The 25,306-nt window shown below is 36.4% G+C and carries 21 protein-coding genes; 18 read left to right on the top strand and 3 right to left on the bottom strand.

Annotation, left to right across the window (positions count from 1 at the left end; genetic code table 11):
- Positions 1 to 57: 57 nt before the first annotated feature.
- Positions 58 to 1,215: a glycosyltransferase family 4 protein gene (locus B5E95_RS00805; protein WP_056945578.1), complete on the top strand. Its 1,158-nt coding sequence runs from the start codon at positions 58 to 60 to the stop codon at positions 1,213 to 1,215.
- A gap of 25 nt (positions 1,216 to 1,240) precedes the next feature.
- On the opposite strand, the gene B5E95_RS00800 is transcribed toward B5E95_RS00805, so the two are convergent.
- Positions 1,241 to 1,903 carry a YigZ family protein gene (locus tag B5E95_RS00800; RefSeq protein ID WP_056945512.1) on the bottom strand — a complete coding sequence of 221 codons (663 nt, stop codon included), beginning with the start codon at positions 1,901 to 1,903 and terminating at the stop codon, positions 1,241 to 1,243.
- A gap of 44 nt (positions 1,904 to 1,947) precedes the next feature.
- Here B5E95_RS00800 and B5E95_RS00795 point away from each other — a divergent pair, with 44 nt between their 5' ends.
- The 16 genes from B5E95_RS00795 to whiA all read left to right on the top strand — a co-directional run bounded on the left by B5E95_RS00795 (position 1,948) and on the right by whiA (position 21,941).
- Complete coding sequence (locus B5E95_RS00795; RefSeq protein ID WP_087235408.1) at positions 1,948 to 3,234, top strand: ATP-dependent helicase ComFA; 1,287 nt, start codon at positions 1,948 to 1,950, stop codon at positions 3,232 to 3,234.
- Positions 3,231 to 3,926, top strand: coding sequence for a ComF family protein (locus B5E95_RS00790; protein ID WP_025005161.1), 696 nt, complete (start codon positions 3,231 to 3,233; stop codon positions 3,924 to 3,926). Before B5E95_RS00795 ends, B5E95_RS00790 begins: the two co-directional genes overlap by 4 nt.
- Before the next feature lie 80 nt (positions 3,927 to 4,006).
- Positions 4,007 to 4,549, top strand: a complete 543-nt coding sequence (gene hpf / locus B5E95_RS00785; protein WP_087175641.1) for a ribosome hibernation-promoting factor, HPF/YfiA family — start codon at positions 4,007 to 4,009, stop codon at positions 4,547 to 4,549.
- A 139-nt stretch (positions 4,550 to 4,688) separates the two neighbouring features.
- Positions 4,689 to 7,088 (top strand): preprotein translocase subunit SecA, encoded by a 2,400-nt coding sequence (gene secA, locus B5E95_RS00780; protein ID WP_087235407.1) that lies wholly within the window; start codon positions 4,689 to 4,691, stop codon positions 7,086 to 7,088.
- Positions 7,089 to 7,154: 66 nt separating this feature from the next.
- Positions 7,155 to 8,271 (top strand): peptide chain release factor 2 gene (gene prfB / locus B5E95_RS00775; RefSeq protein WP_164477382.1). Its coding sequence is split into 2 segments (ribosomal slippage): positions 7,155 to 7,226 and positions 7,228 to 8,271, totalling 1,116 coding nucleotides; the frame shifts between segments, so codons are not numbered across the junction.
- Between the two features lie 7 nt (positions 8,272 to 8,278).
- A complete protein-coding gene (locus B5E95_RS00770; RefSeq protein WP_025005157.1) occupies positions 8,279 to 8,554 on the top strand; it encodes a hypothetical protein in 276 nt (91 codons plus the stop codon).
- 17 nt (positions 8,555 to 8,571) lie between these two features.
- Positions 8,572 to 9,543 carry an HPr(Ser) kinase/phosphatase gene (gene hprK, locus B5E95_RS00765; RefSeq protein WP_087175643.1) on the top strand — a complete coding sequence of 324 codons (972 nt, stop codon included), beginning with the start codon at positions 8,572 to 8,574 and terminating at the stop codon, positions 9,541 to 9,543.
- Positions 9,536 to 10,375 carry a prolipoprotein diacylglyceryl transferase gene (lgt, locus tag B5E95_RS00760; protein WP_162606860.1) on the top strand — a complete coding sequence of 280 codons (840 nt, stop codon included), beginning with the start codon at positions 9,536 to 9,538 and terminating at the stop codon, positions 10,373 to 10,375. The genes hprK and lgt overlap by 8 nt, the downstream gene beginning before the upstream one ends.
- Positions 10,376 to 10,415: 40 nt before the next feature.
- On the top strand, positions 10,416 to 11,435 hold the full coding sequence (locus tag B5E95_RS00755; RefSeq protein ID WP_025005155.1) for an NAD(P)H-dependent glycerol-3-phosphate dehydrogenase: 1,020 nt from the start codon (positions 10,416 to 10,418) through the stop codon (positions 11,433 to 11,435).
- Between the two features lie 236 nt (positions 11,436 to 11,671).
- The gene (locus tag B5E95_RS00750) at positions 11,672 to 13,396 is read left to right on the top strand and encodes a phospho-sugar mutase (RefSeq protein WP_087175645.1); all 1,725 of its coding nucleotides are present in this window, start codon (positions 11,672 to 11,674) and stop codon (positions 13,394 to 13,396) included.
- A 105-nt stretch (positions 13,397 to 13,501) separates the two neighbouring features.
- On the top strand, positions 13,502 to 15,550 hold the full coding sequence (uvrB, locus tag B5E95_RS00745; RefSeq protein ID WP_056945509.1) for an excinuclease ABC subunit UvrB: 2,049 nt from the start codon (positions 13,502 to 13,504) through the stop codon (positions 15,548 to 15,550).
- Positions 15,540 to 18,386, top strand: a complete 2,847-nt coding sequence (gene uvrA, locus B5E95_RS00740; protein WP_087235406.1) for an excinuclease ABC subunit UvrA — start codon at positions 15,540 to 15,542, stop codon at positions 18,384 to 18,386. The genes uvrB and uvrA overlap by 11 nt, the downstream gene beginning before the upstream one ends.
- A 57-nt stretch (positions 18,387 to 18,443) precedes the next feature.
- Positions 18,444 to 18,986: an HdeD family acid-resistance protein gene (locus B5E95_RS00735; RefSeq protein WP_025005153.1), complete on the top strand. Its 543-nt coding sequence runs from the start codon at positions 18,444 to 18,446 to the stop codon at positions 18,984 to 18,986.
- A gap of 91 nt (positions 18,987 to 19,077) precedes the next feature.
- Positions 19,078 to 19,959 carry an RNase adapter RapZ gene (gene rapZ, locus B5E95_RS00730; RefSeq protein ID WP_025005152.1) on the top strand — a complete coding sequence of 294 codons (882 nt, stop codon included), beginning with the start codon at positions 19,078 to 19,080 and terminating at the stop codon, positions 19,957 to 19,959.
- 10 nt (positions 19,960 to 19,969) lie between these two features.
- Positions 19,970 to 21,013 (top strand): gluconeogenesis factor YvcK family protein, encoded by a 1,044-nt coding sequence (locus B5E95_RS00725; RefSeq protein ID WP_025005151.1) that lies wholly within the window; start codon positions 19,970 to 19,972, stop codon positions 21,011 to 21,013.
- Entirely contained in the window at positions 21,006 to 21,941 is a 936-nt protein-coding gene (gene whiA, locus B5E95_RS00720; protein ID WP_025005150.1) for a DNA-binding protein WhiA, read from the top strand. Before B5E95_RS00725 ends, whiA begins: the two co-directional genes overlap by 8 nt.
- A 48-nt stretch (positions 21,942 to 21,989) precedes the next feature.
- Here whiA and clpP read toward each other — a convergent pair whose 3' ends face one another.
- Positions 21,990 to 22,574, bottom strand: coding sequence for an ATP-dependent Clp endopeptidase proteolytic subunit ClpP (gene clpP / locus B5E95_RS00715; protein ID WP_005718663.1), 585 nt, complete (start codon positions 22,572 to 22,574; stop codon positions 21,990 to 21,992).
- Between the two features lie 187 nt (positions 22,575 to 22,761).
- On the opposite strand from clpP, the gene B5E95_RS00710 reads away from it, so the two are divergent.
- Positions 22,762 to 24,387, top strand: coding sequence for an SH3-like domain-containing protein (locus tag B5E95_RS00710; RefSeq protein WP_087235405.1), 1,626 nt, complete (start codon positions 22,762 to 22,764; stop codon positions 24,385 to 24,387).
- Positions 24,388 to 24,442: 55 nt separating this feature from the next.
- Here the strand turns inward: B5E95_RS00710 and B5E95_RS00705 are convergent, their stop codons facing one another.
- Positions 24,443 to 25,258 (bottom strand): Cof-type HAD-IIB family hydrolase, encoded by an 816-nt coding sequence (locus B5E95_RS00705; protein ID WP_087175648.1) that lies wholly within the window; start codon positions 25,256 to 25,258, stop codon positions 24,443 to 24,445.
- Positions 25,259 to 25,306: the final 48 nt, after the last annotated feature.

Raw genomic sequence — 25,306 nt, 5'->3', positions numbered from 1 at the left:
TGCAAAACCGACTCTACTTGTATAATTAGAACGAGTAAATAAGGAAAGTAGCCAAATATGTTTAAAATCATTGTTGAATTATTTTTATTGGTAATTATCTCGGCGGCTATTACGCCGTTTATTCGGCGTTTGGCTTTCGTATTGGGAGCTGTTGATAATCCTAATGCACGTAGGGTTAATAAGAAGCCAATGCCTACTATCGGGGGATTAGGAATTTTCGTTACTTTTAATATCGGTGCATTTGTACTGTTACGAGAGCAATTTCCTACCCATGAAATCTTTTCGATTTTATTAGCTTCAAGTGTAATTGTGTTGACGGGATTGATAGATGATATTCTTGAATTAAAGCCTAGACAAAAAATGTTCGGCATTTTTATTGCCTCATTGATCATTTATTTCTTGGCAGGTATTCGAATGAATGTCTTAAAAATTCCTTTTGTCACGCACGAAGTTAATATTGGTTGGTGGAGTTTTCCAATTACCATTTTTTGGATATTAGCTTTAACTAATGCAGTCAATTTGATTGATGGACTGGATGGGCTAGCAGATGGGGTATCAATGATTTCTCTAACGACCATGGGAATCGTAGGATATTTCTTTTTACACACGCATCAGCTATATGTGCCTATAGCTTGTTTTATGTTAGCCGCATGTTTATTAGGTTTTTTACCATATAATTTCCATCCAGCTAAGATCTTTTTAGGAGATACAGGTGCATTATATATTGGATTTATGATTGCGGTTCTTTCACTGAAAGGTTTAAAGAATGTAACTTTTATTTCTTTATTAGTACCGATCATAATTTTAGGTGTGCCAATCACCGATACGGTTTATGCCATGATTCGGAGAAAATTAAATAAAAAACCTATCTCAGAGGCGGATAAACACCACTTGCACCACCAATTGATGAGAATGGGATTAACTCATAGACAAACGGTTTTAACGATCTATGCATTGTCTTTGGTCTTTTCTTTCATCTCATTATTATTCTTGCTTTCTCCGGCTTGGGGAACATGGTTATTAATTCTGGGATTGTTGGTTGCACTTGAATATTTTGTGGAATCAATCGGCTTGTTGGGTGAAAAGTATCATCCATTAATGCATGTTATCCAGAAAATCATTAATCAAAAAAGCAAAACTGATCCTACAGTTGAAGTTTGGCATTTGGGCGACGAGAAGCCTGACCAATTAAAAAATAAAAAGAATACAAAATAAAGAGTTTGGTTATTAGCCAAACTCTTTATTGTTCATGATAATTATTTTGTTCAACTGGAAGTTCGTTGTAGCGTTTTTCACCATTAGTGAAACTGATTTGACCAGCCAAAAGGTTGGTCAAATCTTTTTTTGTTTGTTCTTGATCATCTATATCTAAAAAAATATGAATTTTGATATCTACACCGTATTCAGTATCAGCTATGAAGACTTTATTCGTCTTAAGGTAATGATCAACTTCATCAAACCGATTATAAGGCACGCTGAAAATAAGTTCTTGTTGCAGGACACGTTTAACCACGCCAATTTTTTCTACAGCGTTGGTTACGCTATTGGAATAAGCCCGAATTAAGCCACCTGCACCGAGCTTAATGCCACCGAAATATCTGGTTACAACGACAGTGATATTTTTTAAGTTCATTAATTGCAGCGCTTTTAATTCGGGGATGCCAGCTGTGCCTGAAGGTTCACCGTTATCACTTGCTTTTACTTGATCATCATTTAAACCGATAGTATAGGCAAATGTGTTGTGGGTAGCGTCACGATATTTCTTTGAAATTTCCTGGATGAATTCATTTGCTTCATCTGTAGTAGTGGTTCGTGCCATGTTAGCAATAAATTTACTCTTCTTGATTACTAGTTCGGCAGCGCCATTTTCTTTAATAGTTAAAAAATTTTCTTCTTTTGACAAAAAAATCGCCTCTTTTTGCGTAATAGATAATAGAGGTGAAAAATATGGAAGATTTAACTCTATTATCGGGTCGTCAATGGATTGTTAATCAAAAGGATTCTAGCACACTTGAAGATTGTAGCAAAGTTCCGGTAATTGAAAATGGGTTGTGCAACCGATGTGGCAGTAAAGTCGAATGTAAATTACCAAGTGGCAAATTATACTGCCGTGCTTGTATTGGTTTAGGAAGAGCAAATGAGGGAGATGTTTTGGTTCGCTGTCAAAATGCGAGCCAATTTTCAAAGTTACCGAATGGTGGAATGACTTGGAATGGGCAGCTGACTACGTTGCAACAAAAAAATTCAGATAATTTAGTTTTAAATTTTAAACAAAAGAAAAGCAGCTTAGTTCATGCAGTAACTGGTGCAGGAAAGACCGAGATGCTGTTTCAGCTAATTGCGGAGTGCATGAAGAATGGAAAACGTGCATGTATTGCCACACCCAGAATCGACGTGGTTAATGAACTATTTCCACGATTTGAAGCAGCTTTTGCGGAAATTGAGATTGGCAAATATCACGGGCGAGAATACCAAGAACCAAATTTGGATCAATTGACAATTTGTACTACGCATCAGTTATTGAAATTTTATGAAGCTTTTGATTTGTTAGTGATTGATGAAGTAGACTCGTTTCCTTATGTGGGAAATGATCAATTGCATTTTGCAGCTAAAAATGCCGTAAAAAAAGATGGAGTGCGCGTGTATTTAACAGCCACGCCGACAGAAGACTTATTAGAAGAGGTTAAGCAGGGAAAAATTGAAATCTTAAAGCTCAATCGGAGATTTCATGGTGGACTTTTACCGGTACCAAGGGAGAAATTATTTATTAAGCCGTTTTTAAATAAAAAAGGACAAATTCACGCTAATTTGCTTGCCGAAGTAAAAAAGGTAGTAAGAAGCGAGCATCCCTTGTTAATTTTTGTACCTCGAATTGAACAAATTCCGATCTATTTGGCAGCTTTAAAAAAGAAGTTGAAAGATAATAACGTGAAAATCGTTGGAGTGCATGCACAAGATTCTCAAAGAATAGAAAAAGTTGCGGCTTTTAGAGAGCGAAAGTATGACATTCTTTTGACTACTACGATTTTGGAACGTGGAGTAACTTTTAAAAATGTTTGGGTAATTATTGTTGCAGCCGATGATCCTATTTATACTGCCGCAAGTTTAGTGCAAATTGCGGGACGAGTGGGTAGAGCGAAAGAAGACAAAACAGGTTTAGTGCTATATTGCTATCATCGTTACACTAAAAATATTCGCAGCAGTATCAAGCAAATTAAGGGGATGAATAAATGAGACAATGTCTATTATGTGAGCAAGAATTTATTCCTCCAATTAAATTTGCCCAAATTTTCTCATTAAAAAATTTTAGGCAGCCTAAGATTTGCTTTCATTGTTTGAATCAATTTGAAAAATTGACGGGAAATCGTTGCTCAGTATGTTCGAAAATGATGGAGCAAGGGATTATTTGTAGTGATTGTAAAAAGTGGCAAAAGATATATCAAGGTGAAGTTTTGCATAATTCTGCATTATATCGGTATAATTCTGCTTTTCATGATTTGATGGTGGCGTATAAGCGAAGAGGAGATTATGTTTTACGGGAAGTATTGCAAGAATTAAGCTGGGACTATTTATCTAAAACGGAGTTTGATTATTATATTCCTGTGCCTACCTCACCTGGGCACCAGGTTAAGAGACAGTTCGATACAATTTCGGCTGTTTATGGAGATATTGTGTCCCTTACGCCGCTTTTAGCTAAAAAAGAAGGTAGTCATGCTCAAGGTGAGAAAAACAAAGAGGAGCGGCTAAAAACGCCCCAAAGCTTTTTTATTGATAAAACTATAAAAATAAAAGAAAATATACAGACAGGGAAAGTGTTGCTATTAGATGATATTTATACTACTGGACGGACGCTTTATCATGCACGAGATTGCTTAAAATCAAGGTTTCCAGGGATGCATATTGAAAGCTTTTCAATTTGTCGTTAGATTTGTTATGAAACGCTTTCATTTTTTGGTATAATATAAGTGTAAAGAAAAACCGCATAGCGGTGAAAGGAGAATCTTATATGTTAAAGTACAATGTTCGTGGAGAAAATATTGAAGTAACTGACGCTTTAAGAAGTTATGTTGAAAAACGGTTAAATAAATTAGAAAAATATTTTGAATTAAGTCAAGACGTGATCGCACACGTAAACTTAAGAGTTTACCGTGACCGCTCTGCTAAGGTCGAAGTTACTATTCCTTTACCATACTTAGTTTTGAGAGCAGAAGAAACCACGGACGATATGTATCGTAGCATTGACTTCGTTTCGGAGAAACTTGAACGTCAAATTAGAAAGTACAAGACTCGTGTAAACAGAAAGAGTCGTGAAAAAGGTTTACAAGATTTCTTTGTGGAACAACCTCAAGAAGAAAAGAAGCCTAGCGAATTTGATATCGTTCGTAACAAGCGTGTAAGCTTAAAGCCAATGGATCCAGAAGAAGCAATTTTACAAATGGACATGTTGGAACATGATTTCTTTGTATTTGAAGATGCTGAAACCAATGGTACTAGTGTTGTTTACCGCAGAAACGATGGTCGTTATGGTTTAATTGAAACTAACGAATAATTAAGGTAAAATAATTACTAGTGTCAAACCTCGCGTGAGATAAACGCGAGGTTTTTATTTGGAATATTTTAAATTTGTAAATAATCATGTTAAAATTAATCTGTATTTTTAGACTTTACGATATATAAGGACCGATTTAATGGTAAATATTTTAAAGAAATTATATAACGACGATAAAAGAGAACTTAAGAAATTCGAAAAATATGCCAACAAGGTAGAAGGCTATGCCGATGAAATGAGCAAGCTTACTGATGAGCAATTACAAGCTAAAACTCCTGAGTTCCGTGAACGACTCAAGAAGGGTGAAAGCTTAGATGATCTTTTGCCAGAAGCATTTGCTGTTGCTCGTGAAGGTGCTAAGCGTGTGCTTGGTCTTTATCCTTTCCACGTTCAGATTTTAGGTGGTATTGCACTTCACTATGGTAACATTGCCGAAATGATGACTGGTGAAGGTAAGACTTTGACAGCTACGATGCCTGTTTATTTGAATGCCCTTGAGGGGAAAGGCGTACACGTTGTTACTGTTAACGAATATCTTTCCAGCCGTGACGAAGAAGAAATGGGTCAACTTTATAAGTGGCTTGGTTTAACTGTGGGCTTGAACTTAAATTCAATGTCTCCAGATGAAAAGCGTGAAGCTTATAATTGTGATGTTACTTATTCAACTAACTCAGAATTAGGCTTTGACTATTTGCGTGACAACATGGTTGTTTATAAAGAGCAAATGGTACAACGTCCACTTAATTACGCCATCATCGACGAAGTTGACTCAATTTTGATTGATGAAGCTAGAACACCTTTGATTATTTCTGGTGAAGCTGAACAAGCAAATAGTGACTATATTCGTGCAGATCGCTTTGTTAAGACTTTATCTGAAGATAAGAGCGATGACGATGCAGATGATGACGAAGATCATGGCGATTATAAGATCGATTGGCCAACCAAGACCATTTCTCTTACTAGAACTGGGATTGAAAAGGCATGTAAGCACTTTGGTTTAAGAAACTTATATGATGTTGAAAACCAAAAGTTGGTTCACCACATCGATCAAGCTCTTCGTGCTAACTACATCATGCTTAAGGATATCGATTACGTTGTTCAAGACGGCGAAGTTTTAATCGTTGACTCATTCACTGGTCGTGTAATGGAAGGACGTCGTTACTCAGACGGTTTACACCAAGCAATTGAAGCTAAGGAAGGCGTTAAGATTCAAGAAGAATCAAAGACGCAAGCTACAATTACTTACCAGAATTTCTTCAGAATGTACAAGAAGTTATCTGGTATGACTGGTACTGCTAAGACTGAAGAAGAAGAATTTCGTGAAATCTACAATATGCAGGTAATCACAATTCCAACTAACCGTCCAATTGCTAGAAAAGATATGCCTGATATTTTGTATCCAACTTTGGATTCAAAATTCCATGCTGTAGTTGAAGAAATTAAGAAGCGCCATGCTAAAGGTCAACCTGTGCTAGTTGGTACTGTAGCCATCGAGAGTTCAGAAAGATTGAGTAATTTGCTTGATGAAGCAGGTATTCCACATGCTGTTTTAAACGCTAAGAATCACGCAAAAGAAGCTCAAATTATTATGAATGCCGGTCAACGTGGAGCTGTTACTATCGCTACTAACATGGCTGGTCGTGGTACTGATATTAAGCTTGGGCCTGGTGTTAAGGAACTTGGCGGTTTAGCCGTAATTGGTACTGAACGTCACGAATCACGTCGTATTGATAACCAGCTTCGTGGTCGTTCTGGTCGTCAGGGTGACCCAGGTTACACTCGTTTCTACTTATCACTTGAAGATGACTTGATGAAGCGTTTCGGTGGAGACCGTGTTAAAGACTTCTTGGATCGTTTATCAGACAATGATGATGATAAGGTAATTGAAAGTCGTTTAATCACTCGCCAAGTTGAATCAGCTCAAAAGCGTGTTGAAGGTAACAACTACGATACTCGTAAGCAAACTTTGCAATACGATGATGTTATGCGTATTCAGCGTGAAATTATTTACGGTGAAAGAATGCAAGTAATTAATGCTGATAAATCATTAAAGAATGTTTTAGTTCCGATGATTCACCGTACAATTGATAGTCAAGTTGATATGTTTACTCAAGGCGATAGAAGCGAATGGCGTCTTGATTCATTGCGCGACTTTATTTCTTCAAGTTTAACTTCTGAACAAGTTACAGATTCAATTGACTTTAAGACTATTAGTGTCGAGGACTTAAAGAAGAAGTTATACGACATTGTGGAAAAGAACTTTGAAGATAAGGAAAAGGCATTAGGCGATCCTAGTCAAATGCTTGAATTCGAAAAAGTTGTTATCTTACGTGTTGTTGATGATCGCTGGACTGATCACATTGATGCAATGGATCAATTGCGTCAATCAATTGGACTTCGTGGTTATGGACAACTTAATCCACTTGTTGAATATCAAGATTCTGGTTACAGAATGTTTGAAGAAATGATTTCAAATATTGAATTTGATGTAACTCGTTTGTTCATGAAGGCTGAAATTAGACAAAATCTTAGTCGTTAATAAAGAAAGAGGGGAGTTAACAGCTTCCCTTTTTTTGCAATTATTAGTAAAGGGAATTGAGTTTAAATGGAAATTAGTGAAATTCAAAGTGTGCTAGACGAATTAAAGAAACGCCTAGATCACTTTAGGGGGTCTCTTTGACTTAGATGCAATTGATGAAAGCATCGAAATAAATGAAGCAAAGATGGCTGAACCGGATTTTTGGAATGATCAAGAGAAAGCGCAAAAATTAATTAGTGACAATAATCTGTTAAAAGAAAAACGTGATTCGTTTTTGAAATTGCAACAGGGCTATGAAGATGAAACCACTGCGCTTGAACTTTTACGTGAAGAACCAGATCCAGATTTGCATCAAGAAGTAGAAACTGATTTAAAAAATCTGCAAGAAGCGTTTCATAATTATGAATTAGACTTATTGTTATCAGGTAAATACGATAGTCATAATGCACTCCTTGAAATCCACCCAGGTGCCGGTGGTACTGAAGCGATGGATTGGGGTCAAATGCTTTTTCGGATGTATCAAAGATATTGTGATGCAGCAGGTTTTAAGTTTGAGATTAATGATTATGAACCTGGTGAAGAAGCTGGACTTAAGAGCGTAAGCGTTAGAATAAGCGGCAAAAATGCTTATGGGATGCTCAAATCAGAAAATGGAGTTCACCGATTGGTTAGAATATCACCTTTTGATGCGGCCAAAAGACGGCACACTTCTTTTGCTTCAGTAGAAGTGATTCCTGAAATAGATGACAGTATTCAAATTGATATTGATCCTAAAGATTTACGAGTTGATGTTTATCGTTCTAGTGGTGCTGGTGGACAGCACATTAACAAAACTTCTAGTGCGGTAAGAATTACTCACTTGCCTACAGGCATTGTGACTACTTCTCAGGCTCAGCGTTCGCAGCTTCAAAACCGTGAAACTGCAATGAATGAATTGAGAGCAAAGCTTTTTCACTTAGAAGAGGAGAAGAAGCGGAAGCAAAAGCAGGCTTTAAAAGGTGATCAAAAAGAAATCGGTTGGGGATCTCAAATTAGATCTTACGTTTTCCATCCATATAACTTGGTTAAAGATTTACGCACAGGATATGAAACTGCAGATGTTAATGGCGTAATGGATGGAAAACTGCAGCCATTTATTTATTCATATTTGCAATGGCTTCTTAGTCAAGAAAATCCGGAGTAAATGAAAGATGAGTTTTTTAGGCATTGTAACGTTAGTTTTAATAGCGTTAATCATATTAAGTTTATTATTTGTCTTTTTTAAAGCATTTATTCTATTGTTGCCAGTCGCTTTAATTGCAATCGCAATTATTTGGTTGATTGGGTTTACGGGAAGAAAAAATAAGAATAATATGCCAAGTAGTGGTAATTACTATGATTGGTTTAAAAATGTTAATTCCACTCAGTCACAATCCCGTCCCCGCAAACAAGCTAAAAATGTGACTACAAAAGATATCGATAAATAGTTGGGAGGTAAAAAACTATGGCCGATGCAGTAAAATTAAGCAAATTAATTGAAGACAATAAAAGTATTCTTGAGGTGTATCAAGGACATGAATATATTAAAGATGATGAAATATATGTTTCTGATATTTATCGTCCAGGATTGGAGTTAACGGGATACTTTGATTTTTATCCTGCACAACGTATTCAATTATTGGGTCGTACTGAAATCTCATATGCTGCTAGATTAGACCACGATATTAGAATGCATGTATTTAATAAAATGGCTACTAAGGCTACACCATGCTTTTTGATATCACGTTCTTTACCTGTGCCTAAAGAATTAGCGGAAGCCGCAGAAGAAGCTCAGATTCCAATTTTGCGGACTGGAGAATCAACCACCTATATTTCAAGTATTTTGACTGAATATTTACGTGCGCGTTTAGCTAAAAGAACTAGTATTCACGGAGTTTTGGTTGAAATTAAAGGTATGGGTGTCCTGCTAACCGGCGCTTCTGGTGTTGGTAAATCTGAAACGGCTTTAGGTTTGGTTCAAAGAGGCCACCGTTTGATTGCGGATGACCGAGTAGATGCCTTCCAAAAAGATCACAACACTGTTGTAGGTGAAGCTCCGAAGATTTTGCGTCATTTGATGGAAATCAGAGGTATCGGGATCATTGATGTAATGAACTTATTTGGTGCCGGTGCTGTTAAGAGCAGAACTGAGATTCAATTGGTAATTAACTTGGTTAACTGGGATCCTAAGGCTAACTATGATCGTTTAGGCTTTGAAGAAAATACACGTACGCTTTGCAACGTCCCTATTCCACAGGTTAATATTCCAGTTAAGGTCGGACGTAACATTGAAAGTATTATTGAAGTAGCTGCGATGAACTTTAGAGCTAAGCAAATGGGTTACGATGCTGCACAAACTTTTGATAATAATTTGACCAGTTTAATTTCAGAACATTCAAAAGAGGATACGAACAAGGAACCACATCATAATGATTAATATGGTAATTAATCCAGTTGCATTTCAATTAGGAAATTTAAGCATAAAATGGTACGGTATTATTATGGCCGTAGCAATCGTACTTGCTGCGTGGATGTCCATTGAGGAAGGAAAGAAAAGACAAATAATCAGTGATGATTTTATTGATTTACTCTTATGGGCCGTGCCATTAGGCTATGTAGGTGCTAGAATATATTACGTAATTTTTGAATGGGGTTATTATTCTCAACATCCAGATCAAATTATTGCTATTTGGCATGGTGGAATTGCCATCTATGGCGGATTAATTGCAGGATTAATAGTACTCTTGATTTTTTGTTACAAAAGAATGTTGCCACCTTTTTTGATGCTAGATATTATTACACCTGGTGTAATGGCCGCTCAAATTTTAGGTCGGTGGGGTAATTTTGTAAATCAAGAGGCTCATGGTGGTCCAACTACCCTTCATTTTTTACAAAGTCTTCATTTGCCTGAGTTTATTATTCAGCAGATGAAAATAGGTGGGACATATTATCAACCTACTTTTCTTTATGAGTCTTTTTTTAATTTGATAGGATTAATTTTAATTCTGGCTCTGCGTCATCGAAAACATGTCTTTAAACAAGGAGAAGTTTTCATGACTTATCTTCTTTGGTATAGTGTAGTAAGATTCTTTGTCGAGGGTCTGAGAACGGATAGTTTGTATGCTTTTGGAATGATTCGTGTATCGCAGGCACTGAGCTTGGTTTTATTTATTGCAACAATTATTTTATGGATTTATCGTCGTAAAGTAGTTAAACCAAAGTGGTATTTGCAAGGCAGTGGGTTAAAATATCCATATACAAGAGATTAGTTTAGATAAAAATTTCAATATAGAAAGTTTGAGAGAAAAAATGACAAAGATTTCAGTTTTAGGTAATGGTTCATGGGGTTCAGTTTTAGGTTCAATGTTAGCCGATAACGGTAACGATGTGACTCTTTACGGTAACATTGATAGTGTTAACGAAGAAATTAATAAAACTCATACCAATAGTCACTACATGAAAGATTGGAAATTAAATGAAACTACTAAGGCTACTGGAGACCTTGAAGAAGCACTTGATGGTGCAGAATTAGTTTTATTTGTTTTACCAACTAAGGCAGTAAGAATTGTTGCTAAGAATGTACGTAAGGTATTGGACAAGACAGGTGCTAAGCCACTTTTAGTTACTGCAACTAAAGGTATTGAACCGGGTACTAAGAAGCTTATTTCAGAAATCTTGACTGAAGAAGTTTATCCAAATGATGAAGATAAGATCGTAGCTATTTCAGGTCCAAGTCATGCTGAAAATGTAGCTCAAAAAGATTTAACTGCTATTGCATGTGCTTCAACTGATGAAGAAAATGCTAAGAAAGTTCAAAAGATTTTCTCAAATGATTATGTTCGTTTCTACACAAATGATGATTTAGTTGGTGTAGAAGTTGGTGGTGCCGTTAAGAACGTTATCGCCATTGCAGCTGGTATTTTAGTAGGACAAGGCTACGGCGATGATGCTAAGGCAGCACTTATGACTAGAGGTTTAGCTGAAATTACTCGTTTAGGTGTTAACTACTTTGGTGCTAAGCCAATGACTTTTAGTGGTTTATCAGGTATTGGTGACTTGATCGTAACTTGTACTTCAGTTAACTCACGTAACTGGCGTGCCGGTAAACAAATCGGTGAAGGCAAGAGCTTAGATTACGTTCTTGAAAACATGGGTCAAGTTGTAGAAGGTGCAACTACTGTTAAAGCCGTTCATGAACTTAGCGAAGAAAAGAACATCGATATGCCAATTTGTGAAGCTATTTACCGTGTTCTTTACGAAAACACTGATGTAGCTGAAGAAATTAAGCAAATGATGGGCAGAGATCCTAAGCCAGAAATTCGCCTTTAATTTTTAATAAAATAAGGATAAAAAGACATGTTCAGATGAGCATGTCTTTTATTGTTAATAATATAGATCAGAAAAGACAGAGTCATTCCAGCTAAAAATGGAATAAAAAAATGACTTTTTAGTAGTTAAAGCGTTAAATTAATAAAGCAGAAGTTTTATAATTGTTACTAGATAATAAAAAGTTAAAGACAGCTTTAAAATCCGATACGTATTTATTTTGATGAATAGAGGAAAATATGAAAGCAAAAGAAGTTTTTGAAGAATGGCAAAATGCTAATAATTTACCTGATTATTTAAAGGATCAATTAGATACTTTAGGTAAAGATGAAAAATGGATTGAAGATGCCTTTGGTCAAGATATCAATTTTGGAACTGCCGGAATGAGAGGTCGTCTTGAACCCGGAACTAATAGAATCAATCTTTTTACAGTTGGCAGAGTTACTGAAGGCTTAGCAAGATTGATTGATGAAAATGGTGAAGAAGCTAAAAAGCGCGGTGTAGCTATCTCATTTGATTCAAGATATCACTCAAGAGAATTTGCGGAACATGCAGCATGTATTTTAGGTGCACACGGGATTCACGTATATTTGTTTGATGATTTAAGACCAACACCTGAACTTTCATATGCTGTTCGTCATTTGCATACTTTTGCAGGTATTAATATCACTGCTTCTCACAATGCTAAGCAATATAATGGTTACAAGGTTTATGGTGAAGATGGTGCACAAATGGCACCAGAAAACGCAGATCGTTTATTTGCATATGCTCAAAAAGTAACTGACATTTTTAGTGTAAAGGCAGCACCTGTCCAAGAATTACGGGCAAATGGTACTTTGCAATTAATCGGTGAAGATGTTGATGAAGACTATTTGAATGAATTAAAGCAAGTAACTGTTGATCCTGAAATGGTTAAAGCAAATGCTGATAAGTTAAAGATTATTTACACACCACTTCATGGTACAGGTAAGATGCTTTATGATCGTGCCTTTAGACAAGGTGGCTTTGACAATGTAATTCCAGTTCCTAGTCAATCAATCATTGACCCAGAATTTCCAACTACAATTAAGCCTAACCCGGAATATCGTGATGTCTTCAAGCCTGGATTTAAATTAGCTGATGAAGTTAATGCTAACGTAATCATTGCTACTGATCCAGATGCTGATAGAATGGGTGCAGCTGTTAGAAAATCTGATGGCGACTTCCAAGTTTTGACTGGTAACCAAATTGCTACTTTGATGGCTTACTACTTGCTTGTTCATATGAAAGAAAGTGGCAAGTTGACTAGCGATTATGAAATCGTTACTTCAGTTGTTTCAAGTGCTTTACCATTTAAGATTGCAGAAGATTTTGGCATTAAGACTAAACACGTTTTGACTGGCTTCAAGTATATCGGTGAAGAAGTTGACCGCATGAAGAAGGCTGGCGATGCTAAGTTCCTCATGGGCTTTGAAGAAAGTTATGGTTACTTATTCAAACCATTTGCTAGAGACAAGGATGCTATGCAAGGTGCATTGATGTTTGCCGAAGTTGCTAGTTACTATGCTTCTAAGGGCATGACTGTTTTTGATGGCTTGCAAGAAATCTGGAAGAAGTACGGTGTAGCTTATGAAATTACCAAGGCTATCGAAATGCCAGGTATCGGCGGTCAAAAGAAGATGGCAGCCCTCATGAGCAAGTTGCGTGATGAACATTTAAGCGAAATCAATGGTGTCAAAGTTAACAAGATTCAAGACTTCTTGAAGAAAGAAACTATTGAAAATGGTAATGTTACACCACTTGAAGAATTCCCAGAATCAAACGTATTGAAGTACTTCTTAGATGATGAAACTTGGGTTGCTCTTCGTCCATCAGGTACTGAACCAGTTATCAAGGCTTATGTTGGTGTAAATAAGAAGGATATCGCAACTGCAGAAAAGGCTGCACAAGGCTACCAAGCAGCTTTAGCTGAACTTCTTAAATAAAATGGGCATATTTCGTGCGAAAACACGTTCGTGGTAGTAAAATATAAATACTAATTAGAAAGTTGGACAATTTGGTCCAACTTTTTTCATGAGGAGTTTTTGACCATGATTAAACGACAAAAAGATCGCAAATTTGAATTAGTATCTAAATTTAAACCTGCTGGAGACCAGGAGCAGGCTATTGATAAATTAACTGCCGGCTTTAAAAAAGGCTATAAAGAACAAATTTTGGAGGGTGCAACTGGTACTGGTAAGACTTTTACTATGGCCAATATTATTGCTAACTTGAATAAGCCCACTTTGGTAATTACGCATAATAAAACTTTAGTAGGTCAACTTTATGGCGAGTTTAAAAGTTTCTTTCCTCATAATGCAGTTGAGTATTTTGTTTCTTACTACGATTATTATCAGCCAGAAGCTTATGTTCCTCAATCCGATACTTATATCGAAAAGGATTCAGCTATCAATGATGAAATCGATCAGTTGCGACACGCCACTACTTCAGCTTTAATGGAGCGTAACGATGTTATTGTCGTAGCTTCTGTATCGTCAATTTATGGTTTAGGTGATCCTAAAGAATATGCCCGTAGCGTTTTGATGATTCATGAAGGTCAAGAATATGATCGTAATGTATTATTGCGTGATTTGGTAAACTTGCAATATGACCGCAACGATATCGATTTTCAACGGGGACGTTTCCGTGTTCGCGGCGATGTGGTAGAAATTTTCCCAGCTGGTAATTCGAATCATGCTTATCGTATCGAATTTTTCGGGGATGAAATAGATCGCATTGTTGAAATTGACTCTTTGACTGGAGAAGTAATTGGTGAAAGAGAAAGTATCTCTTTATTCCCAGCTACGCACTTTATGACTAATGATGAACAATTGCGGCGCGCGCTTAAAGAGATTTCTAAAGAAATGAAAATTCAGGTAAAGAAGTTTGAAGGCGAAGGCAAGCTACTTGAAGCCGAGAGAATTAAGCAACGTACTACATATGATATGGAAATGATGAGTGAAGTTGGCTATACCAACGGAATTGAAAATTATTCTCGTCACATGGAAGGGAGAAAAGCTGGAGAACCGCCTTATACTTTGCTAGATTTCTTCCCTGATGATTTCTTGATTTTAATTGATGAATCGCATGCGACTATGCCCGAAATTCGTGCGATGTATAATGGTGACCGCAATCGTAAGCAGACGTTGATTGATTATGGTTTCCGTTTACCATCAGCGCTTGATAACCGTCCACTTAAGTTATCTGAATTTGAAAAGCATGTTCATCAAATACTGTATGTTTCTGCTACGCCAGGTGATTATGAATTAGAGCGAACTGATCATAAGGTTGAACAAATTATTCGACCAACAGGCTTACTAGACCCGAAGATTGAAGTAAGGCCGATTGAAGGGCAGATCGATGATCTAGTTGGCGAAATTAATAAACGAATTGATCGCAATGAACGAGTCTTTGTTACTACTTTGACCAAAAAGATGGCAGAGGATTTGACAGATTACTTAAAGGATCTGGGAATCAAAGTGCAATATTTGCACTCTGACATTAAGACACTTGAGCGAATGAAAATCTTGCGTGATTTACGTTTAGGTAAATTTGATGTGTTAATCGGAATTAACTTGTTACGTGAAGGTATTGATGTGCCAGAAGTTTCACTGGTAGCTATCTTGGATGCAGATAAAGAAGGCTTTTTGCGTGCGTATCGTCCGCTAGTTCAAACAATGGGTCGTGCGGCTCGTAATGCAAATGGTGAAGTAATTATGTATGCCGATACGATTACTGATTCTATGAGAGCCGCAATCAATGCCACTAAGAGACGGCGTAAGATTCAAGAAGAGTTTAATAAAGAACATGGAATTACACCTAAGACAATTATCAAGCCTGTTCAAGATGTAATTTCTATTACGAAGCCATCAAGTGATGATAAAGATAAAAAGTCTGATAGTTTTGCCGATTTGAACTTCGATGAATTGACTGCTAGTCAAAAGAAGACGATGATTAAGAATTTGCAAGAGCAGATGAAGGAAGCCGCTAAAAAGTTGGACTTTGAAGAGGCAGCAAACTTACGGGATGCTATTATCGATTTACAAAAGTCATCTAGAAAACCAAAGACAAAAAAGGGGAAAGCTTTTAATGGTAAATGATAAGATCGTTATTCGTGGTGCACGAGAACATAATTTAAAGGATATTGATATAACTATTCCTAAAAACCAATTAGTAGTAGTTACTGGTCTATCAGGTTCTGGAAAGAGTTCTTTAGCTTTTGATACCTTGTATGCAGAGGGTAGAAGACGCTATGTACAATCACTTTCTAGTTACGCTAGACAATTCTTGGGCCAGATGGATAAACCAGATGTTGATTCAATCGATGGGTTGAATCCCGCTATTTCAATTGATCAAAAAACCACATCACATAATCCACGTTCAACTGTCGGAACAGTAACCGAAATCAATGATTATTTACGTCTTTTATGGGCTCGTGTAGGTCATCCAATTTGTCCGAATGATGGAACTTTGATTGAACGACAATCGGTTGATCAAATGGTAGACCGAATCATGTCTTTACCCGAAAGAACTAAAATCCAATTGTTAGCTCCCGTTGTTCGTGCTAAACGCGGTGAACACAAGGAAGTTTTTAAACGAGTACAACGTGCTGGATATGTTCGTGTTATTGTTGATCGTGAGATGCACGAAATTGGAGAAGAGTTTAATTTAGCTAAAAATAAGCGACATAATATTGATATTGTTGTGGATCGTTTAATCGTGAAAGATAGTATTAAATCTCGTTTGTTTGACTCAATTGAATCAGCTCTTCGTTTATCTGATGGCTACATGAATGTTGATGTTATTGGCGGGGAGATGCTTAACTTCTCTGAATATTATGCTTGCCCTAAGTGTGGTTTTACAGTGGGCGAAATGGAGCCAAGACTATTTTCATTTAATGCGCCATTTGGTGCTTGTCCTGATTGTGATGGATTAGGGATGAATTTAGCCGTTGATGAAGATTTGGTTGTACCTGATAAGACCAAAACTTTGGCAGAAGGTGCGTTAGCTCCATGGAAGACGTCTAATTATTACACTGAAATGTTAGAACAAGCTTGTGCAGCACTTGATATTCCAATGGACAAGCCTTTTAATAAATTAACTAAAAAGCAAAGAGAAACGATTCTTCACGGTTCAACTAAGCCAGTGAAATTTCATGTTACAGGGGATTTTGGCGTTAATGACACAACCCAGCCTTTTGAAGGGGTAATGGATAATGTTGAAAGACGCTATAAACATCCAATGTCCAAATTTATGCGCGATGTGATGGGCAAGTATATGACAGAGCTGACTTGTTCAACTTGTCACGGTAAGCGATTAAATGAAAAAGCTTTGGCTGTAAAGGTAATGGACAAGGATATCGCTGAAGCTTCTGAACTTTCAATCAATAAATCCTTAGATTTCTTTAAGAGCGTCAAATTAAGTGAACAAGAAACTGTAATTGCTAAACCAATTTTGAAAGAAGTGTGTGATCGTCTTTCATTCTTAGACAGCGTTGGATTAGATTATTTGACCCTTTCTCGTTCTGCTAATACTTTATCTGGTGGGGAAGCTCAACGTATTCGTTTGGCTACCCAGATTGGTTCTAACCTATCAGGAGTTATGTATGTTTTAGATGAACCTTCAATTGGACTTCATCAACGTGATAATGATCGTTTGATTGCTTCACTTAAGAGAATGCGTGATTTAGGCAATTCTTTGATTGTGGTTGAACACGATGATGAGACTATGCGCCAAGCCGATTATCTGATTGATATGGGACCAGGCGCCGGCGTTTACGGCGGTAAGGTAATGTCTCAAGGTACACCAGAAGAAGTGGAGAAAAATCCTAAGTCTTTGACTGGTCAATATTTGTCGGGAAAAAAGTTTGTTCCTGTGCCATTAAAACGCCGCAAGGGTAATGGTAAGAAGATCACTATTACCGGTGCACAAGAAAACAATTTAAAGAATATTAACGTTGATTTTCCTTTAGGAAAATTTGTCGTAGTGAGTGGTGTTTCTGGTTCAGGTAAGTCAACTTTAGTTAATATGATTTTAAAGCGAGCATTAGCGCAAAAGTTAAATCATAATTCAACTAAGCCAGGTAAATATAAGTCAATTCGTGGCTATAAAAATATTGAAAAAATCATCGATATTGATCAAAGTCCTATTGGACGTACCCCACGTAGTAATCCGGCTACTTATACTAGCGTTTTCGATGATATTCGTACGCTTTTTGCTCAAACAAATGAAGCTAAAATGAGAGGTTATACTAAGGCTCGTTTTTCATTTAATGTTAAAGGCGGCCGCTGTGAAGCATGTCATGGTGACGGAATTGTTAAGATCGAAATGAATTTCTTGCCAGATGTGTATGTCCCATGTGAAGTTTGTCATGGCAGTCGTTATAATTCAGAAACCTTGGAAGTAACTTATCGTGAAAAGAATATTGCTCAAGTGCTTGATATGACAATTAATGAAGCATGCAAGTTCTTTGAAAATATTCCTAAAATTGCACGTAAATTGCAGACTATTGTTGATGTAGGTTTAGGCTATGTTAAATTAGGTCAATCTGCTACAACTTTATCAGGTGGGGAAGCCCAGAGAATGAAGTTGGCTGCAGAATTGCAGAAATTATCAACTGGTAAGAATTTCTATATTTTGGATGAGCCAACGACAGGTCTGCATACCGATGATATTAAACGCTTGCTTGAAGTTTTGCAGCGTTTAGTTGATGAAGGAAACACTGTTCTAGTAATTGAACATAATTTAGATGTGATTAAAAACGCTGACTGGATTATTGATTTAGGACCTGAAGGCGGTGAAGGTGGCGGTAACGTTGTTGCTACAGGAACGCCTGAAGAAATAGCGGAGGTGAAAGAAAGCTATACTGGTCAATATTTAAAGCCGGTTTTAAAGCGTGATACTAAGTTAACTAGGGATGCGGAAAATAAAAAGTAATGCGTAAGTGTTTTTATCCTCGAATAAGTGTAAAATAGGCACCAAGGAGGACGAATAATGGACATTTTTTCAAGTTCTAGAGATAATCGTGGCTTCGATTGGGGCGCATTTATCGCTGGTGTATTAATGGTTGTTGTTGCTTTTTTGCTTCTTAGACATCCAGCCAAGGGATTGCATGCATTTGTATTAATCTTTGGTATTTTGTCAATTTTGCAAGGTTTAGTATGGCTTGCTGGTTATTCACGTTTTCGTGCTTTCTTTGCACGTAGTTGGGTAGCACTTATTTCAGGTATTTTAGATATCATTGTGGGTATTTTGTTCTTATGCTCATATGATATTGGTGGATTGACCATTGCATATTTATTTGCAATTTGGTTCTTTGTCGACTCAGCTGTCGGAATTGCCTTTTCATGGCACTTGCGTGACTTTTCAACAGGATACTTTATCTTTAACTTAGTTTTGAACATTCTAAGTTTAGTTATTGCTATTTTCTTGATCTTTAACCCACTTTTTGCAGCTTTGAGTTTAGTATGGTTAGTTGCATTTTGGTTGTTAGTATTTGGTATCAATGAAATAGTCGTTGCATTTATGCACCGTTAATAATTATGAAAAAGAGGCTGCGATGGTCTCTTTTTTTTTGCACTATAATGGAACACCCGGTATGATATAATTTACAGAAGGAGGGCTAACAATGGCTGATGATAAGAAACAATTATTAATTGTTACAGGAATGAGTGGGGCAGGCAAAACTGTTGTGGCTCATGATTTAGAAGATATGGGTTACTTCGTAGTTGATAACTTGCCACCAACATTATTGGGAAGCTTTTGGGATTTAATTAATAATTCAAATGATTTCCATAAGGTAGCAGTAGTAATTGATTTACGTGTTAAAACTTTTTATACAGATTTATTAGATGAGGTAAATTCACTCGAAGATAATGGCACCGTTCAAGCTACTATTCTCTTTTTAGATGCTTCAGATGATGTGTTAGTAGCACGTTACAAGGAAACTAGACGGCTTCCACCACTAGCTAATAATGGTAAGGGACGTTTGTTAGATGGCATTCAAGAAGAACGTCGTATTTTGATGCCAATCAAAAATCGTTCAAATTACATCATTAATACGTCTAATTTATCTACTAAAGATTTAAAACAGAAGTTAATTAATACTTTCAGTGACCGTAAGCGTCAGCCATTTTCAATTGAAGTAATGTCATTCGGTTTTAAATATGGCATGCCAATTGATGCGGATATTGTAATGGATGTGCGTTTTCTGTCTAATCCATTCTATATTCCGGAGTTGCGTCCATTCACAGGATTAGATAAGCGTGTCTTTGATTATGTAATGAATAAAGAAGAGACACAGGTTTTCTATCAAAAATTATTGGATTTATTAGAAACCGCTATTCCTGGTTATATTAAAGAAGGAAAAGAAAAATTGACAATTGCAATTGGTTGTACTGGTGGTCAACATCGTAGTGTATCAATTGCACAACAACTTGCTCGTGACTTATCCAAAAAATATCCAGTTGATATAACTCACCGTGAGGTAAGTCGCTACATTAGAAAGTAGGTATATCGCGATGTCATATGGAGAAACGCGAATTGTGCGCGTAATTAAAGGCAGACGTCCGCGGGTGGTAGTTATCGGTGGTGGTACTGGGTTACCAGTTATTCTAAATGCATTGAAAGATCAAAATGCGGAAATTACTGCCATTGTTACGGTATCCGATGATGGTGGCTCATCTGGTTCTATCAGAAATTTTATTAACGTTGTTCCACCGGGTGATATTAGAAATGTGTTAGTTTCTTTAAGTGATTTGCCACAAGAAGAAAAAGACATTTTTCAATATCGGTTTGATTCATCTGATGCATTCTTCTCAGGCCACGCTATTGGTAACTTGATCATTGCAGCTTTGAATGAAATGCATGGGAATATTTTTGATGCTGTTCAATCTTTATCTAAAATGATGAAGGTCGACGGCCACGTCTTTCCAGCATCTAACGAACCTTTAACGTTAAACGCAGAGTTTATTGATGGTACCACGGAAGCCGGGGAAACGGAGATTACCTCAAAAGATAAAAGAATCAAACGTGTTTGGGTAACAGATACTAATTCGAATGCCACACCTAAAGCAGTTTTACCTGTTTTAGCTTCGATAATGCAGGCAGATGCAGTTGTCTTAGGTCCAGGTAGTTTATTTACTTCTATTTTACCTAATTTGATGATTTCTAATTTAGGTGAAGCGGTTCGAGAAACCCCGGCCGAAGTAGTTTATATTTGTAATATCATGACTCAACGTGGAGAAACTGATCACTTTAGCGATGCAGAGCACGTGGAGGTAATTAATCGTCACTTAGGTGGAAACTATATCAATACAGCTTTAGTTAACGGAGCTAAAATTGATATGAGTAAATTCCACCCAGAGGATTATGATGCATATCTTGAACCTGTTAAGAATGACTTTAATGGTTTGAGAGCGCAAAATTGTCGTGTTATTACCGATGATTTTATTGATCAACGACACGGGTTGGTCTTTCATGATGGAGAAAAAGTAGCAAAGGAAATAATGAATTTGGCATTTGAGGCAATGTCACGTAAAAGAATGAAGGAAAATAATGGCTAGTTATGCTAGTGAAGTCAAAAAGGAGCTAACTTCGCTTGAGGTGCATCCAGAGCATGCTAAAGCAGAGTTAGCTGCTTTTTTGCGAATGAATGGGGTTTTAAATCTTCATGATCATCAATTTAGTCTAGATATCACTACAGAAAATCCCGCTATTGCACGAAGAATTTTTAAACTGATTAAAGTTGCATATGGAATTGAACCATTATTGATTGTTTCTCGTAAGATGAAATTAAAAAAGAATAATCAGTATCTAGTTCGACTTAATCGTGACGTGCAAGAAATATTGGAAAACTTAAATATTTGGGATCCTGCTCGAGGATTAGTTACCAGAATTCCACAGAGAATTATGAAGTCACGGGAAGGTGCAATGTCTTATCTTAGAGGTGCTTTTTTAGCTGGCGGTAGCGTTAATAATCCTGAGACTAGTAGATATCATTTAGAAATTTATTCAACTTATGAAGATCATAATGAAGATTTAGCTAAGTTGATGAATGAGTATTTTTATTTGAATGCTAAGATGACGAAACGTCGTCGAGGTTACATTGTCTACCTTAAAGAAGCAGCTAAAATCGGAGATTTTTTGCATGTAGTTGGAGCATTAAATGCTATGCTAAATTTTGAAGATTTACGAATCATGCGAGACATGCGTAATTCGGTTAATCGTTTGGTTAATTGTGATACAGCTAATATGAAAAAGACGGCTTCCGCTTCTGCAAAACAGGTAGAAGATATTCAGTTGATTCAAAAAGAAAAAGGAATCGACAGCTTACCAGAAAAGTTACAGATTTTAGCACGTTTTAGATTAGCTCATCCAGAATTAACTTTAAAAGAAGTAGCGGATCAAATTCCGGATGGACCTATTTCAAAATCTGGTGTTAATCATCGATTCAAAAAGTTACATGAATTGGCTGAAAATTTGAGAGATTAAAAAAAGAGGATTTGCACACGCAAATCCTCTTTTGATTATAATTTATGATTACTTCTTCTTATTAACCATAATTTCATCGATTAAACCGTATTCCTTAGCTTCTTCAGCAGTTAAGTAATTATCACGTTCGGTATCCTTTTGAATCTTTTCCAAAGGTTGACCAGTAGTTTCGTGTAAGATTTCGTTAATCTTCTTGCGACTCTTTAAAATTTCGTTAGCTGCAATTTGAATATCAGTTTGTTGACCTTGTGCTCCACCTAAAGGTTGGTGAATAAGTACAGTAGAGTTAGGTAATGCGAAACGCTTACCCTTAGTACCACTAGTCAAAAGGATGGAAGCCATTGAAGCAGCCATACCAATTGCAATAGTAGAAACATCCGACTTGATAAAGTTCATGGTGTCCATAATTGCAAGACCAGAAGTAATTACACCACCTGGTGAATTAATGTAAAGTGAAATATCCTTAGTGTTATCTTGTGCATCAAGGAAAAGCAATTGAGCAATAATTGAGTTAGCCATTTGGTCGTTAATTTCGCCACTCAACATAATAATTCTATCTTTTAATAAGCGTGAGTAAATGTCATAAGCACGTTCACCACGAGCAGTTTGTTCAATAACTGTAGGTACTAGCATATATTTGCCTCCTAAATTTATTTCGTATTAATTAGCACTCTTTTAAGTACTGTGCTAATTAAATCACTTCGTAATAAAAGTGTCAAATAAAGAGATTTACTTGTATTCAAATTGTATTTTTGAGAATATTGTTTATATATTATAATAACTATGTAAAATACTGTTGTAATATTGTAGGAGGACAAGCTTGAAATATACAAATAAGATTTTAACTGCCACATCAGCTGTTGCACTTAGTGTTGGTTTATTAATGGGTTATTCAAATCCTGTTTTTGCCGCTAATTCTAAGTCAACTACTAAAACAGACAAAGCTAAAGATAGTTCAACTGCTAAAAAGGAGCCAGTTCAAACCAGTACTTCTTACGATTTGATGGTTAAAGTAGGTAGTAATAAACATTACAATGTTTATAAGAGCATTAAGAATGGTAAGCCTGTTAAGAAGTTAGCAGATGCCAGTGACTATCAATATGCTCATATTCAATCTGATCAACGAATTAAAACTCACAACGGTACCTACTGGCGCATTTATGTTAATGGCCGTAAAGTAGGATATGTTAACCAAAACTGGTTTACTAGAAACACTATTGCTGTTCCTAAGACTGTAAGTTTAGTAAGAAATAGTCATTCTGATTTTGCTCCAGAAGATGCAGTTAGTTATGTAACTAACTATATGGGAACCGTTATTCCTACCCAAGATATTACAATTTCTGAAGATGCAATTGATTGTTCTGAACCAGGTACTTACAAGGTTAAGTATAGTTATGGTAGTGCTAAAGCTACTGTAAAAGTTACTGTAAGAAAGAGTACTAAAGAAGGCGTTGCTGATGCAGATAGTGTTTCAGCACAACCATTTAGTGGTGACCTAAAATCTTGGAAGACTTACTATGGTAGTTCATCTAACTACGTAACTAAGACTGACTTTGCTCCAGATAAAGCAAAGCACAGTTACACTACTGATAATGGTAATATGACCTTTAAGACTCGTTTCTTCCAACCAGTTTTACTTAGTGTTGCTAGAGACATTAAAGACGACGATTACATTAACCGTGTAGGTCATATTCCAGAAGGTATTGCTATGTCAGACGGCTGGCTTTACACTAGTTTACTCAGCAGTACTAAAATTTCTAATGGTCACATCATTGCTTATAATTTAAACCATTTGACTAATGCTTTTAATGGTCAATACTTGCTTGATATGTCTCAAAAGAAGTTCAATTCTTACGTTAAAAATATTAAGGTAAGTCCATATATTCCAATTGGTCACGGTCAAGCTATGGGCGCAACTGATAAGTATATTTATGTAGTTAACTATGATAATAAGACATCATATAAGAGCAATAGATCAGAAGAATTGCTTCAAATCCGTAAGAGTGATATGTGCATTAATAAGATTTGGACATTCAAATGCTGGAATGGTAGCGACTCAGAAGGCCGTTACTTCCACGATGGTGTTATTGTAAGTGATCACAAGATGTACACAACTCTTTACAACAAGCAAAAGAACCAAACTGAATACTGGGAATTCAACCGTAAAGGTGATAACTGGTACCCAACTATGGTAGGTGCAACTAAGACTGGTATTGTTTCAAATACTTATACTCAAGGTTTCACATACGATGCTAAGAATGACAACTTCTATCTTGCATTTAACGATGTAATTGCTAAAATTGCTCGTAATGGTGAAGTCAAGGATACTTATCAATTCCACACTGGTCGTGAAATTGAAGGTATCGCTGTTTCAAACAACAGACTTTACATGAATTTAGCTCAACGTGCTGAATTACTTGAAAGTACAGAAAAGTTGACCAAATAATTTATTTCATTAAAAAAGGCAATGAACGTTTAGGTTCATTGCCTTTTTTGTATATCTATTTCTCAGCGTCTAAATATTTTTGTAGGACCCTGAAGACACCATTTTCAGTATTGGCAGGTGCGATATATTTAGCATGTTCTTTAACACTTGGCATCCCGTTAGCCATAGCATAAGAGTATTTTGCAAAATCAAGCATAGCAATATCGTTGCCGCCATCACCAAATGCGATTAGATCATCACCAGTTAAGTTTAATTTGGCTAATAAATGCTTTAAACCGGCGCCTTTATTGATACCATAAACATTAGTATCAATAGCAGTATTAGCAGATCCAAATGCAGAAATTTTTTGTTCATGCTTTTCATTGAATTCTTTTTCAATTTCTGGCGCCTTAGAATTGTCTAAACTAAAAGTGATTTGCAAGATATCCTTGTTGGGTAAATCTGACCAATGATCAACAACTGCACTTTTGCCAGCGAAGTATGCTAAGAAGTCACGCTCAGTTTTAGGAATAGCTTTGTGGAAGTAGGCTACATCGGTTTCGAAGACCATAGGAGCTACTTTACCATATTTGTCACTGACTTCTTTAAGTAGACTAAGAGCAGTTTCACGTTTTAGCGGATAAGAAGCAACTGTTTCACCGTTAACAACTAGCATAGAACCATTGAGAGAAACAAAATCCATGCGTTCAGCAAAATCACCGAAGTCTTGCTTTAATCTAGTGTATGGCCGACCAGAAGCTACGATAAAATGAACGTTTCTTTTTTCTAATTCCGTAAGTATTTGATCAAATTGTTCATGATTAAATTGCTTACGATCATCTAAGAATGTCCCATCCATGTCAACTGCAACAGCTTTAAAAGGTAATGTCATATTTTTCCACCTCATTTTTAATCTAAATGAAATTAAAAAATAAAAAAA

The organism is Lactobacillus gallinarum, from assembly GCF_002160635.1.
GTDB lineage: Bacteria > Bacillota > Bacilli > Lactobacillales > Lactobacillaceae > Lactobacillus > Lactobacillus gallinarum.
Note: the sequence above shows the minus strand (reverse complement) of the source record. Positions and strands in the feature narration are given on the sequence as shown.